General features: G+C 70.9%; 13 protein-coding genes. 5 read left to right on the forward strand and 8 right to left on the reverse strand.

Features of this window, described 5'->3' with window-relative positions:
• Positions 1-7 precede the first annotated feature (7 nt).
• The gene (locus QE388_RS11170; protein WP_307385344.1) at positions 8-289 is read right to left on the reverse strand and encodes a metal-sensitive transcriptional regulator; all 282 of its coding nucleotides are present in this window, start codon (positions 287-289) and stop codon (positions 8-10) included.
• Positions 290-528: 239 nt separating this feature from the next.
• Between QE388_RS11170 and QE388_RS11175 the strand changes: the two genes are divergently transcribed.
• A complete protein-coding gene (locus QE388_RS11175) occupies positions 529-891 on the forward strand; it encodes a hypothetical protein (RefSeq protein ID WP_307385346.1) in 363 nt (120 codons plus the stop codon).
• Between the two features lie 3 nt (positions 892-894).
• Here the strand turns inward: QE388_RS11175 and QE388_RS11180 are convergent, their stop codons facing one another.
• The 6 genes from QE388_RS11180 to QE388_RS11205 all read right to left on the reverse strand — a co-directional run bounded on the left by QE388_RS11180 (position 895) and on the right by QE388_RS11205 (position 7,267).
• Positions 895-2,175, reverse strand: a complete 1,281-nt coding sequence (locus QE388_RS11180) for an ABC transporter permease (RefSeq protein WP_307385347.1) — start codon at positions 2,173-2,175, stop codon at positions 895-897.
• Positions 2,172-2,861 (reverse strand): ABC transporter ATP-binding protein, encoded by a 690-nt coding sequence (locus QE388_RS11185; protein ID WP_307385349.1) that lies wholly within the window; start codon positions 2,859-2,861, stop codon positions 2,172-2,174. The genes QE388_RS11180 and QE388_RS11185 overlap by 4 nt, the downstream gene beginning before the upstream one ends.
• Positions 2,858-4,429 carry a hypothetical protein gene (locus QE388_RS11190; RefSeq protein ID WP_307385351.1) on the reverse strand — a complete coding sequence of 524 codons (1,572 nt, stop codon included), beginning with the start codon at positions 4,427-4,429 and terminating at the stop codon, positions 2,858-2,860. The genes QE388_RS11185 and QE388_RS11190 overlap by 4 nt, the downstream gene beginning before the upstream one ends.
• Positions 4,426-5,430 carry a hypothetical protein gene (locus QE388_RS11195; protein WP_307385353.1) on the reverse strand — a complete coding sequence of 335 codons (1,005 nt, stop codon included), beginning with the start codon at positions 5,428-5,430 and terminating at the stop codon, positions 4,426-4,428. Before QE388_RS11195 ends, QE388_RS11190 begins: the two co-directional genes overlap by 4 nt.
• A 62-nt stretch (positions 5,431-5,492) precedes the next feature.
• The gene (locus tag QE388_RS11200) at positions 5,493-6,209 is read right to left on the reverse strand and encodes an ABC transporter ATP-binding protein (protein ID WP_275800988.1); all 717 of its coding nucleotides are present in this window, start codon (positions 6,207-6,209) and stop codon (positions 5,493-5,495) included.
• Positions 6,206-7,267 carry an FtsX-like permease family protein gene (locus QE388_RS11205; RefSeq protein ID WP_307385355.1) on the reverse strand — a complete coding sequence of 354 codons (1,062 nt, stop codon included), beginning with the start codon at positions 7,265-7,267 and terminating at the stop codon, positions 6,206-6,208. The genes QE388_RS11200 and QE388_RS11205 overlap by 4 nt, the downstream gene beginning before the upstream one ends.
• A gap of 147 nt (positions 7,268-7,414) precedes the next feature.
• On the opposite strand from QE388_RS11205, the gene QE388_RS11210 reads away from it, so the two are divergent.
• The 4 genes from QE388_RS11210 (at position 7,415) to QE388_RS11225 (ending at position 11,009) form a co-directional block, all read left to right on the forward strand.
• On the forward strand, positions 7,415-8,581 hold the full coding sequence (locus QE388_RS11210; RefSeq protein ID WP_307385356.1) for a sensor histidine kinase: 1,167 nt from the start codon (positions 7,415-7,417) through the stop codon (positions 8,579-8,581).
• Positions 8,578-9,198: a response regulator transcription factor gene (locus QE388_RS11215; RefSeq protein ID WP_307385358.1), complete on the forward strand. Its 621-nt coding sequence runs from the start codon at positions 8,578-8,580 to the stop codon at positions 9,196-9,198. Before QE388_RS11210 ends, QE388_RS11215 begins: the two co-directional genes overlap by 4 nt.
• A gap of 121 nt (positions 9,199-9,319) precedes the next feature.
• Positions 9,320-10,381: a phosphogluconate dehydrogenase (NAD(+)-dependent, decarboxylating) gene (gene gnd, locus QE388_RS11220; protein ID WP_307385360.1), complete on the forward strand. Its 1,062-nt coding sequence runs from the start codon at positions 9,320-9,322 to the stop codon at positions 10,379-10,381.
• A gap of 64 nt (positions 10,382-10,445) precedes the next feature.
• Positions 10,446-11,009 (forward strand): ribonuclease H, encoded by a 564-nt coding sequence (locus QE388_RS11225; RefSeq protein ID WP_275800994.1) that lies wholly within the window; start codon positions 10,446-10,448, stop codon positions 11,007-11,009.
• Positions 11,010-11,223: 214 nt separating this feature from the next.
• Here QE388_RS11225 and QE388_RS11230 read toward each other — a convergent pair whose 3' ends face one another.
• Positions 11,224-12,621: a putative Ig domain-containing protein gene (locus QE388_RS11230; protein WP_307385363.1), complete on the reverse strand. Its 1,398-nt coding sequence runs from the start codon at positions 12,619-12,621 to the stop codon at positions 11,224-11,226.
• Positions 12,622-12,705 lie beyond the last annotated feature (84 nt).

Here is a 12,705-nt window from a genome sequence, read left to right on the forward strand (position 1 = left end):
GTCTCCTTCACGAACGGACCAGGCGGGCGATCGCCTGGTTGGCTTCTCTGAGCTTCTCTTCGGCGACGGGACCGCCCTGCGCCGCCGCCTCGGCCACGCAGTGCGACAGGTGATCGTCGAGGAGCGAGAGGGCGACGGTCTCGAGCGCCTTCGTCGCGGCGGACACCTGGGTCAGGATGTCGATGCAGTACTGGTCGTCGTCGACCATGCGCGCGATGCCGCGCACCTGGCCCTCCGCGCGACGCAGACGCTTGAGCAGGTCGTCCTTGTGGCCCACGTATCCGTGCATACGTCGATAATACCCCCGTGGGGTATACGAAGCACCGAGTTCCGGTCTGTCAACCCCCTCGGAATTCCGAGCTCGCCGACGGATGGTCGAGACATCAGGAGGTCGACATGTTCTCTCGTCGTACCGGTGGTGGCCAGCGATGACCGCCGACCCCTTCCCCACCGGCCCCCATCGCCCCGTGCGCATCCCGCACCTGCCGCCGCTGCGCCAGACCCGTGCCCAGCGTCGAGAATCGAAGGATGACGCGAACGCTGGCCGCGCTCCCGGGCGCCGCACGCCGCCTCTGCCTGAGCCGGAGGAACGGGGAGATCTGCACGCGTGAGGCGGGCCACCGCGGGCTCCACCATCGCCGCGGCGGTCACCTCCTCTGGTCCGAGGCGCAGGCCGACCCGCCCGAGTGCGCCGGCGCGGGTGCGCCCGCCGAACCCGCTGTGACCTTGGCCGACGGATTCCCCGGCGGCCGGGCGCTGTGTCCGGTGTGCTGGGGTTTCGTGCCCCTCGACGATGCCGGCAGACTGCTCGCGCACGATACGTGGCGTGGCGATCCGACCCGCGAGGAGGCCGACCGCCGGCGTGTGTGGTTCAACGCGCACGGGTGGTGACGGTCACGAACCCCGGAGCGCGTCGACCGGTTCGATCCGTGCGGCGCGGCGGGCCGGGATACCGCCGGCGACGAGCCCCACGACAGCGCCGAGCAGCGCGCCTCCGACCGCGACGAGCGGGTCGAGGACGGGAGTCCACTGCTGCGCGACACTGACGCCGACGACCGCGAAGACGCCGAGCGAGGAGCCGATCAACCCCCCGAGCGTGCCGATCACGATCGACTCGATGACGAACTGGCCCGCGATCTGCCTCCGCGTCGCGCCGAGCGCGCGGCGCAGACCGATCTCGGTCACGCGTTCCATCACCGACATCATCGTGACGTTCGCGATCCCCAGCCCGCCGGCCAGCAGGACGATCACGCCCAGCAGGACGAAGACGAACCCCACATCGGACTGCACGCCCGTGCTGAGCTCCGATGTCCCCGGCGGCGCGCCCACGACGATGGTCTCGGGGGCGTCGGGTGAGAGCGTGAGGGGAACCTGGTCGCGCAGCTGAGGGCCGGCGCCGACCGCGATCCGCGCCCGAAGGTCTCCCGGCGCCCGCACACCGAAGTCCCGCCGAGCGGCGCCGTTCGGGACCACGGCGGCGTCGAGCAGCTCACCCGCCGTGTCGACGCCGTCGAAGATTCCGATGACGGCGTACGCGACACCGTCGATGAAGATCGACGGCTGGGTGTCGATGCGGTCGACGCCGAGTTTCGCCGCCGCGCTCGCCCCGAGGAGCGCGACACGGTCGCCCCGTCGATCGTGCCCGTCATCGAAGGAACGCCCCGCGACGAGGTGCCCGCCGACCATGTCGAGCACCCCCGCGGATGCCGCGAACAGAGCGGGAGAGAGGATCGTGGGCGCGGACGGGTCGTCGACCGACACCGCGCTGATCGTCCCCGTGCCGAGATCCACCTTGGTCGACAGCGCGGCCGCCTCGACACCGGCGAGCCGCTCGACGCGCTCGGGGGCGTCCCACGGGAGCCGGGCCGTGGCAACGGAGGTCCCGCCCTGCGACGAGGTCTTGGCGGGGGTCACGACGATCTGCGTGGCGGAGGCGGCGTCGAACTGGCGGGCGATCTGGTCCGTCGCCGTCTGGGAGAAGCCGATGGTCGCGACGAGGGCGGCGATCCCGAGGACGGTGCCCGCCACCGTCATCGACAGGCGACCGGGGCGGGTGCCGATGTCGCTCGTCGCCTCGGTCAGGAGATCGAGGAACCCGAATCGGTCGGCGCGAGGCACATCGTCGTCGACCCGATGCCGCCGTCGTCGCGCGAACCGGGTGAGGAGGCGCCTCATGCCACTTCGTCCACTCGTCCGTCGGCGATCCGGACGGTCCGGTGCGCTCGCTCGGCCACGTGCGCATCGTGCGTGATGAGCACGAGCGTGAGCCCGTCCGCGTGAAGTTCCTCGAAGAGCTCCATGATCTCGAGTGTCGTCGTGCGGTCGAGGTTCCCCGTCGGTTCGTCGGCCAGCAGAACGCGCGGGCGTGTGACGACAGCTCGGGCGACGGCCACGCGCTGACGTTCGCCGCCGGAGAGCACCCCCGGCCGGAAGTCCAACCGATGATCCAGTCCCACACGGTGCAGGGCTTCCCTCGCCCGCGGCTCCCGTTCCGCCCGTGGCGTGCCGCTGTACAGCATCGGCATCATGACGTTCTCGAGGACCGTGCGACGCGGCATCAGATGAAACGCCTGGAACACGAAGCCGAGGGAGCGGGCACGCACGGCCGCGCGCTCGTCTTCGCCGAGGTTCCTCGTGGGAGTGCCCGCGAGGACGTATTCGCCGATCGTCGGCCGATCGAGCAGGCCGAGGATGTTGAGCATCGTGGACTTCCCCGATCCGCTCGGACCGACGATCGACAGGTAGTCGCCCTCATCGACACGGAGGTCGACGGCCCGGAGCGCGTGAACCTCGGGGGTGCCGGGGAACGAGCGCGTGACCTCCCGCAGATCGATCACCGGCGGGCGCTCAGCGTGCGTCACCGTCCCACCACCACGAGATCACCGGGCGACAGTGCGCCTTCGACGGGCTTCACCTCGACGGCGCCGTCTGCAGCGAGACCCGTCTCGACCGTGATGAGTCTGGTCGCGGCGCGGTCTCCGTCGCGCGGATCTCCCTCGACCACCTCGACGCGTTCTTCTCCACCCGGACCGGCCGACAGAGCGGCCAGGGGGACGTTCAGGACATCGCCCTGGGTCGCGCCGACGGGAATGGTGACGCGCAGGTTCTGACCCTGCACCGCGGTCACTTGGTCCGGGGTGAGCGGGTCGGGGGACAGGGCCACGGTCCAGCGGTCGGACGATTTCTTACCCGGCGTCAGGGCGGTGATGGTGGCCGCGTGCGTCGAGCCGTCGGGCAGATCGGCGGTGGCCTTGTCGCCGACCTTCAGCAAGCGCGCATCGGCTTCGCTCGCCGACCCGGAAAGAGCCACGGTCGCCCCCGAGACGACCATGGCGACCCCTTTCAGTTCTGCGCCGCGCCGCGCGTCGACGGAGTCGACGCGACGTGGCAGCGACGTGAGGTACAGCACCTCTCCCGCCGGGAACACGGGCAGCGCCGCCTCCCGGGCGCGTGCGAGATCGACGGTCGCCTCGCTCAAGCGCGCGCGGGCGGCATCGAGTTCCGCGCGCGCGCTGCCCGTATCGGGAGCTGTGTCGAGCTGTCGGCGCTTCAGCTGAGCGAGGTCCAGAGCATCCTGCAGGTCGCCGATCTTCGCGCCGTCGTCCGGCGTCTGCGCGCGAGCCTGGTCGAGAGCGCGCTGCGCGCTGGAGACGGCGTTGTCGGCCTCGCGCTTCTCGACGTCGCTCGCCCCCGTCCGCGCCTTGTCGAACGCGGTCTGCGCGGTGGTCACGCCCTGCTCGGCCGACGACACGGCGGTCTGCGCGCTGCGCAGCGCCGCTGTGGCGGTGTCGTCGGTCGCCGGCGCCGAATAGCCCACCTGTGCGTACAACGAGGCGACGGAGGCGGCCGCCTGTTCGTCGAAGACGTTGTTCGCCGGGTCGCCGGCATCCAGTCCCACGGTGCGCATCGCCCACTTGAACTGCACGACGTCGGGCCCCGCGACGCCGTAGCGCAGGGTGCGGTACGACGGCAGATCGCCGGGGAGGACGATGACGGGTCGCCCGGCCACCTCGAGTGCCACCGACAGGGCGGAGAGCGGGGTTCCGACGGACGGGACCTGCCCCGTGACCACGGCGGCGCCGGGGAGTCCCGCCGTATCGATCTGCACGTCGACGGGGTCGGCGTAGCCGACCTCGGCCCGGATCGTGACGTCGTTGCTGAGCGGGCCGAAGGCGACGGGCACCGTCACGAGGCCCGGTGCCGGCGCTGTCGTGTTCGCCGCGGCGTCGGCGGGGGAGACCACGAATCGACCGACGACCAGACCCGCCACCAGCGCGCAGACCGCGACGATCGCGGTCACCCACAGCGGACGGTTGCGCCGGAAGAGGGCACCCGGTCCGGTCCACCGGGAGCGCCGCGCCGCGTTCGCCGCCTCTTCGCCCACGGCGCTGTCCGACGCGGCATCCGATGCGGTGGTCGGCCCGGTCACTTCTTCGCCTGCGCGGCGGCCTTCAGCGCCTCGAGCTCGGTCTTGTGCGCCGCGATGAACGCCGTCTCGGCCTCCGTCTGGGCCTTTCGGGCGCGAGCGGTGTAATCCGTCTTCTCGCGGCAGTCGAGATCGGCGAGGGCGAGGTCGATCTCTTCGTCTTTGAGCTCCGCCAGAGCCTTCTTGTCGGGAGTGGCCGGTGCCTCGGAGGAAGCCGCGCCGCCCGCGTTCCAGAGCGCGTTGAGCTGGTCGTGGATGCTCGCCGCGGCATCGGGTTGCGTGGCGAAGCCCGTGTGTCCCGCCTCCTCCATGCACGCCGACCATTCGCGGTTCGCCTCGGACATCCCCGGATACGTGCTCGATTGCTGCCAGAGCTCGGTGATGGCGTTCATCAACGGAGCGAACTGATCGGTCTGAAGCGGATCCTCGCCGCTGACCTCGTGCTGCGCCTCGCCCTGGCATCCGGCCGTCTTCCAATCCCAGGTGGGGGTCTCATCCTCGGCAGCGGTGTCAGTCGTGGAGGCGGGGGGCGTGCCCCACAGCGCGTCGGAGAAGGCCTGCTTCTCGGACTCGGAGAGGGTGCTCAGGTAGTCGGCGTTGGGGTCGACCCACGTCGTCGAGGGGTTCTCGGCGTCGTCGCTCCCGGGGAACGCGACGGCACCGTAGCCCCACTGCGAGACCCACTGACGGTCGTCGGGCTTCCACGCCTCGCCGGAGCCGTCGACGATGGTCGCCGATGCCTGCAGGTCGGGGGTGTACTCGAACCCGTTCTTCTTCATGCAGGCCGCCACGAGCTCTTCCCGTTTCTTCCCGAGCTCGGCCAGCTGTTCCTCCGAGCTGCCTCCCGCGCCGTACACCGCGGACAGGTACTCGGTCAGCGGCGATTGCTCGGTCGCGCCACCGTCGCCCGACGCGTCGGGTGACGACGCGCCGGTGCAGCCGGTGAAGAGGAGGGCCGCGGCGAGGGCGATCGGCACAGCGAGAAGGGGGCGAGACAGCGGCATGTGGTCCTCCGTGGTGTCAGAAACACCCACCCTCACAAGGCATGGCCCCGCGGACGTCGTTCTCAGGGCTCATTTCGCCCGCCGCTTCCGCTGACGAGCGCGCCCGCCGTCACCCGACCGTCGGTCACGATGAACGTCTCATCGAGGGAATCGCTATGAACGAGGTCGTGCGTGACCAGGAGCGTCGCCGTCTGTCGTTCGTGCGTGAGTCGGGCGATGAGCGCCATGATGACCGCCCCGCGGGCGCGGTCGAGAGCGCTGGTGGGCTCGTCGACGAGGAGCACGCGCGGCTCGTGGACGAGCGCCCGGGCGATCGCGACGCGCTGGCGCTGTCCGCCCGACAACTGCGCGGGTCGTCTGTTCGCGTGCTCCGCGAGCCCGACGGCGTCGAGCAACTCGTCCACTCGCGCACGGATCGCGGGCCTCCGGGTGCGACGGTGGCGCCCTCCCAGCTCGGCCATCGCGCACAGCTGCTCGCGCGCGGTGAGCGCGGGGAGAAGCTGCGGCTGCTGGAACACGATTCCGATGCGCTCGCGGCGAAGAGCGGTGGCGTCCGCGCGGCTGAGGCGCGTGGCATCCGTCCCGTCGATGACCACGCGGCCCGCGTCGGGTCGGACGAGGGTCGCGGCGATCGCGAGCAGGCTCGATTTGCCGGAGCCCGATGCTCCGGTCAAGCCGGTCACGACACCGGGACGAGCCTCGAGAGTGGCGTGGTCGACGGCGGTGAGGCGGGCGTCTCCGTCGGGATAGGTGAGGGTGACGTCGTCGAGAAGAATCATCGAGTGCTCCCGAGAGCGGTGAGGGGGTCGGACGAGGTGACGGTGCGCAGCGAAACGGCCGAGCCGAGCACGCCGAGCGCGATCATGATCGCGGCGGGCACGAGGGTCGTCAGGGGGCTGAGGACGAAGGGCAGCGCGCCGCCGGCCAGCGTGCCGAGCAGCGCCGTGAGGCCGATGCCGACCCCCACCCCGACCGCGAGCATCACCAGCGCCTGACCGAGAGCGTCGCGGACGAGAGCGGGGGTGCTCGCCCCGAGGGCCTTGAGCACCGCGATGTCGCCGGAGCGCTGCATGGTCCACACGGTGAAGAACGCGCCGACGACGAGCGCCGAGACGCCGAAGAGCATTGCGATCATCAGCGCGAGCGAGCCGATCTCGGAGCGGAACGTCGACAGGGCGGTGAGGCTCGACAGGGGAGAGGATGCCGTGGTGCCGGTGTCGGCGGCGACGGTGTCCCACGCGGGTGAGCCGGAGACCGCGAGCACGGTCGGCTGTCCCGTTCCGCCCAGACGCTGGTCGAGGGCTGCCCACGCGTTCGACGTGAGCGTGACAACCGGCGTGTGGCTGTACCAGTCGTCGCCCCCGATCGCCGTGACCCGATAGGAGGAACCCGCGATCGTGATCTCGTCGCCGACCGCGGCGCCCAGGTTCTTCGCGGCCCCCGTCGAAAGATCGATCTCGTCGTCGCGGCGGGGAGCGGCGAACGTCGTGCCGGCGTCGAGGCCGAACACGGCCACCGCGGTCGAGGCGCCGGGTCCCTCGGCGCGCGTCTGCGTGATGCCGACCGGGGCGACCGCGTCGACACCCGCGGCGTCGCGCCACGCGTCGACGGTGGCGCCGTCGATCGCGGAGTCGGCGAAGGTCGCCGCAGCGTCGCCCGCCGGCTGCAGCACGAGCCGGTCGCCGGGGAGTGCGAGCACCGCCGAGACGTTCTGGGCGGCGAGGCCTCCGGTGAGGCCCGACAGGAATCCGACGAGCAGGGTGATGAGGGCGACGACCGCCCCGATGAGGGCGAATCGCCCGCGAGCGAAGCGCAGATCGCGCCATGCGACGTACACGCCGCCTCCTTTCGGTCGACGGGTCTCGTCGACGTCCTTCCACCCTCGGCACCGGATGCCGCCGGGTCATCGCCGTCCCGGGCGAACTCTCGTTCCACCTTTCGGATGATCCGCCGGGGCGGCGGCATCCGTAGCCTGGATCGCGTCATGTCTCATCGCCCTCTCGCCCCGGTGTTCGCAGGGCTGCGCATCGGGCTGCACGCGCTCTTCGCGGGCCTGCTGGCGCTCGTCGTGGTGCGTGTCCTGTTGACGGGCGGGGGAGTGACGCCGATCGTCCTGGCCGTGGCACTCGGCGGGATCTATGGCGCGGGAGCCTGGATCGCGCGCGGCGGACGCTCTCCGGCGGGGGTGGCCTGGGTGCTCGCTCTGACCGCGGTGTGGGCCGCGCTGGTGTGGCTCGTACCCGAGGCGGCGTACCTCGTCTTCCCCCTGTTCTTCCTCTATCTCCACGTGCTCCCCGGAGCGGCAGGCCCTCTCGCGGTGGTGGCGACAACGGCGCTCACAATCGCCGCCTTCGCGCTGCACGGCGGCCTCACCGTCGGCGGAGTGGTCGGCCCCGTCGTGGGCGCCGGCGTCGCCCTGCTGATCGGACTCGGATACGCGGCCCTCGAGCGTCGCGCCGCCGAACGCGAAGAGCTGATGGCCGAGCTGCTCGCGACGCGCGATCGCCTCGCGGCTGCGGAACGAGAACAAGGCACCCTGGCGGAGCGTGCGCGCCTCGCGCGCGAGATCCATGACACGGTCGCCCAAGGGTTGTCGAGCATCCAGATGCTGCTGTACGCGGCGGAGCGGGCGGATGCCACCGGCCCCGGCATCGACCACATCCGTCTGGCGCGACGAACCGCCGCCGACGGTCTCGCGGAGACACGGCGGTTCATCCGCGAGCTCGCGCCACCGAGTCTCACGCACGGTCTCGGCCCCGCCCTGGAGCGGCTCGCGCGCGGATGGGGAGAGCACGCGGGGGTCGCCGTCGACATCGACGTCGCCGAGGAGGTACTCCTGCCCATGGACGCCCAGACCGCTCTGCTGCGCATCGCGCAGGGAGCCCTCGCCAACGTCGCTCAGCACGCCGCCGCGACGCACGTGCGCGTGAGCTTGAGCACCTCCGACGACGCGGTCCGTCTGACGGTGTCCGACGACGGTCGCGGCTTCGACCCTGACTCTGACGAGGCGCAGGACGGGGGAACCGACTCCTTCGGCCTTCGCGCGATGCGCGAGCGCGTCGATCAGCTCGACGGCACGATCGAGGTGACGAGCGCACCCGGAGAGGGAACGACCGTCACCGTCGCGCTTCCGGATGGGGGAGCCCGATGATCCGCGTCGTGGTCGCCGACGATCACCCCGTCGTCCGCGCGGGGGTTCGCGCGCTGCTGGACGCCGAGCCCGACGTCGACGTCGTGGGGGAGGCGGCGACACCCGACGACGCCGTGGACCTCGCCGCCCGCCTCTCGCCCGAGCTCGTCCTGATGGACCTGCAGTTCGGCGACCGCGCCGCCGGGGCCGAGGCGACCCGACGCGTCCGCGCGCTCGCCGCGCCTCCGTACGTCCTGATCCTCACCAACTACGACACCGATGGCGACATCCTCGGCGCCGTCGAAGCCGGTGCCAGCGGGTACCTGCTCAAGGACGCGCCGCCGCACGAACTGCTCGCGGGCGTCCGCGCGGCCGCGGCCGGTCACAGCGCCCTCGCCCCCGCGATCGCGGGCCGACTCATGGCGCGTCTGCGCGAACCCCGCATCAGCCTTTCGGCGCGCGAGATCGAGGTGCTCCGGCTCGTGGCGCGCGGCGCCGCGAACGCCGAGGTCGCGGCCCGTCTGCATATCACCGACGCCACCGTGAAGTCGCATCTCGCGCACGTGTTCTCCAAGCTCGGAGTCACCTCGCGCACCGCTGCCGTATCGGCCGCCCGCTCGCTCGGCATCCTGAGATGAGAACCGCCGCCCGCGCCCGTTCGCAAGGCGAGCCCGGAGCGGGCTCGCGCTCCTAGACTCGCGGGGAGGGCCCTCCGCGGCCCCGACGCACGATGAACCATCCACGATGAACGGGGATCCAATGCAACTCGCCATGGTCGGTCTCGGACGAATGGGCGCCAACATCGTCCGCAGGCTCATGAAGGACGGTCACGACTGCGTCGTCTTCGACGTGAATCAGGATGCCGTGGCTGCCCTCGTCGCGGAAGGCGCGACCGGCGCGACCAGCATCGCCGACCTCGCCTCGAAGCTGACCAAGCCGCGCGCCGTGTGGCTGATGATCCCCGCGGGCTTGACGGGCACCGTCGTGGATCAGGTCGCGGAGGTGTTCGAGCCCGGCGACATCATCATCGACGGCGGGAACTCGAACTATCGCGACGACGTGCGTCGCGCGGCCAAGCTCAACGAGTCCGGCATCCACTATGTCGACGTGGGCACGAGCGGCGGCGTCTTCGGTCTCGAGCGCGGCTACTGCCTCATGGTCGGCGGCCACGACGAGGCCGTCGCGCACCTCGAGCCGGTGCTGCGCACCATCGCTCCCGGGCCGGGCGACGTCGAGCGCACGCCCGGCCGCACCGGTGAGTACTCGACCGAAGAGCGCGGATACCTGCACTGCGGCCCCTCGGGTGCCGGGCACTTCGTGAAGATGGTGCACAACGGCATCGAGTACGGCATCATGGCCGCGCTCGCCGAGGGGCTCAACGTGCTCAACAACGCCGACGCGGGTCTGCACCAGGGCGAGCACTCCGCCGAGGTCGCGCCGCTGGAGGAGCCGGAGTTCTACCAGTTCGACATCGACACCGCGCGCGTGACCGAACTGTGGCGCCGCGGCTCGGTCATCTCGTCGTGGCTGCTCGACCTCACCGCCGCCGCCCTTGAGCAGAACCCCACTCTCGACGGTCTCGCCGGCCGTGTCTCGGACTCGGGCGAGGGCCGCTGGACCGTCAAGGCGGCGGTCGACACGGGCGTTCCGGTCCCCGTGCTCGCGGCCTCCCTGTTCGAACGCTTCGCCTCGCGCGGTGAGGACCACTTCGCCAATCAGGTGCTGTCGGCCATGCGCCTGCAGTTCGGCGGACACCAGGAGCTTCCCGCCGGCGACGTTCTCGAGGCCGGGTCGAAGAAGGCTGACAGCGGCAAGAGCTGACCCTCGGACGGTGCCCGCCGCGCCCTGTGTGCGGCGGGCACCGGAAAGCAGCGAGACTGGAGGGATGAGCACGTCTGCCCCTCCCCCCTCTGACCGCTACGTCGTCGCCACAGACGGTGCCTGCAAGGGCAACCCGGGTCCGGCCGGTTGGGCATGGGTCGGGGAAGACGGCCACTGGGCGGCGGGCTCGATCCCCGAGGGAACGAACAACATCGGCGAGCTTCTCGGGCTCCTCCACGCGATCACCGATCACGCCGACGTGCGGGAGCTGGTCGTGCAGGCGGATTCGAAGTACGCGATCGACACGTACTCGTCGTGGATGGACGGCCACCGTCGTCGGGGCTGGGTCACGAGCGCGAAGAAGCCGGTCGCGAATCGCGGCATCCTCGAGGCGCTGATCGCCGCCCGTGACGCCCGACGCGCGGCCGGTCTTCCGGACGTCGTGCTGGAACACGTCCGCGGGCACAGCGGTCACGTGCTGAACTCGTGGGCCGACGAGCGGGCCGTGCGCGCATCGCAGCACGCGGCCAAGGGCGAGGAGCTGATCTGGACGTCGTTGCGCGGTCTCGAGCGGCTGGACGTCGCTTCGGCGCCACCGCGTTCCGCGGCCGACCGCAACGGGCGCTGAGGCGCGGTTCGGCGGGCGGCGATCCCGGGGCGGCGTCCCGCGGGCGGCGTTCGCCGCGCCGAGGCGCGGCCATAAACGCTCTCCGCCGCGTCGAGGCGCGACCATAAACGCTCTCCGCGCCCATAAACACGTGCGCAGCGCGTTTATGTGAGCGGATCGCGTTTATGCGGCGTCCCGACGCGGCTGCGGATCGGGGCTGACCCGGCCGACTCGCTCAGAAGTCCTTGCTCGCGAGCGCGGGGGTGCGCAGCAACGCGCTCTTCAGGACGTTCTCGCCCGGGTAGAGGCGCGTGCCCTTGAGGCTCCCGAACGCGAACGGCGCGCGCATGTGCCAGATCGAGACGCCCGTGCACCAGCGCGACTGCAGCGGTGCCCGCAGGACCGACTGGTACAGCAGCCCCTGGACGTCGAAGTTCTCGACGCCCGTGGGCGGAGAGCTGTTGTCCTGCTTGGCGAGACCGTCGACGCGGGGTTGCACACCGACCTCCGTGATCAGGAACGGGATGCGCAGGGCGTCGCAGACGGTCTCGAGCTTGCCGAGGTGGTCGTCGGTCTTCCCCCCGCCGCCCCGCCATCCCGCGGCGAGCTCGTCGACACTGATGTTCGGCGTATTCGGCGTGTAGACCTTATCGGTCAGAACGACCCACGAATTGATGCCGAACACGTCGAGCAGCCGTGCCATGTGCGGCGTCGACTGCGGGATCCAGAAGGTGTACAGCAGAAAGAGCTCGAGCGTCGTGAACGCCGCGGTGAGTTTGAGCGCCGGCTCCGCATCGCGGAGCTTCTGGATCAGCGGCACCCAGCGGTCGTAGGTGGCGGCATCCGTCTGATGCGGCTGCTCGCACGCGAGTGAGAGGTATTCGACGTCGTTGCGGGCGCAGAGGTCGGCGAAGAAGAGAAGCTGGTCCTCCCAGTTCGCGAAGAACGCATCGAGCGAGGCCGGGGTGTAGTTGCCGCGGTAGAACCCGTCGCCCTGGTCGTTCGTGACGATGTGCGGCTTCACGAGCGTGACGCGGACGCCGCGTTCGCGCGCCTGCTGGAAGACCTTGTCGATCCGATCGTCCGAGACGCGGGTGAAGGTCGTGGAGGTCGGATCGGAGATGAAGCAATAGATGACGAGCGTCGCGTTCGCCCCGAGGCGGGCGATCCGATCCAGTTCTTTCGCCGTGACCGACATCGGCGTGCGCTGGTCGAGGCTCAGCGAGATGCTCAGGTCGCGCTTGAGGGGCGCGACCTTTCCCGCGAAGGTGCGGGTCGACCGCTTCTTGCCCGCGGCGACCTCGAGGGAGAAGCGGTAGGCGCCCTCCTCGGTCGGGCGCCCGACGAGGCTGCCGGCGGCGATGCTCACGCCCGCGGGCAGGGTCCCCGACGTGAGCGTGAGGGTGGCGTCGGCGGCATCCGAGATCCTGCGGACGACGCTGTCCCACGCGGAGAGGCGAAGGTCTTCGGGGCCGTCGGTGGGTGAGGGGCTGGAGCGCGGCGTCGGCGTGGCAGAGCTCGCTCGCGCGCTCGGCGCGGACATGGGCTTCTCGGGGGCGCCGTGGGTCATCACGGTTGCGGCGGCGACGCTTCCGACACCGAGACCGAGGGCGCCCAGGGTGCCGACGATCATGCTCCGCCGTGACAGCTCCATCAAACCCCTCCCGATGCGATGGCTTCGTCGACCGAGAAGAACTCGTGCTCTCCCGCCGGATCA

The sequence above is a fragment of the Microbacterium sp. SORGH_AS_0969 genome, from assembly GCF_030818255.1.
Classification (GTDB): Bacteria; Actinomycetota; Actinomycetes; order Actinomycetales; family Microbacteriaceae; genus Microbacterium.

Bases quoted from the DNA above. Each gene is read 5' to 3' on its own strand.
- QE388_RS11230 (WP_307385363.1), bottom strand. From the start codon at position 12,621: ATGATCGTCGGCACCCTGGGCGCCCTCGGTCTCGGTGTCGGAAGCGTC.
- gnd (WP_307385360.1), top strand. From the start codon at position 9,320: ATGCAACTCGCCATGGTCGGTCTCGGACGAATGGGCGCCAACATCGTC.
- QE388_RS11200 (WP_275800988.1), bottom strand. From the start codon at position 6,209: ATGATTCTTCTCGACGACGTCACCCTCACCTATCCCGACGGAGACGCC.
- QE388_RS11210 (WP_307385356.1), top strand. From the start codon at position 7,415: ATGTCTCATCGCCCTCTCGCCCCGGTGTTCGCAGGGCTGCGCATCGGG.
- QE388_RS11180 (WP_307385347.1), bottom strand. From the start codon at position 2,175: ATGAGGCGCCTCCTCACCCGGTTCGCGCGACGACGGCGGCATCGGGTC.
- QE388_RS11170 (WP_307385344.1), bottom strand. From the start codon at position 289: ATGCACGGATACGTGGGCCACAAGGACGACCTGCTCAAGCGTCTGCGT.
- QE388_RS11215 (WP_307385358.1), top strand. From the start codon at position 8,578: ATGATCCGCGTCGTGGTCGCCGACGATCACCCCGTCGTCCGCGCGGGG.
- QE388_RS11195 (WP_307385353.1), bottom strand. From the start codon at position 5,430: ATGCCGCTGTCTCGCCCCCTTCTCGCTGTGCCGATCGCCCTCGCCGCG.
- QE388_RS11175 (WP_307385346.1), top strand. From the start codon at position 529: ATGACGCGAACGCTGGCCGCGCTCCCGGGCGCCGCACGCCGCCTCTGC.
- QE388_RS11225 (WP_275800994.1), top strand. From the start codon at position 10,446: ATGAGCACGTCTGCCCCTCCCCCCTCTGACCGCTACGTCGTCGCCACA.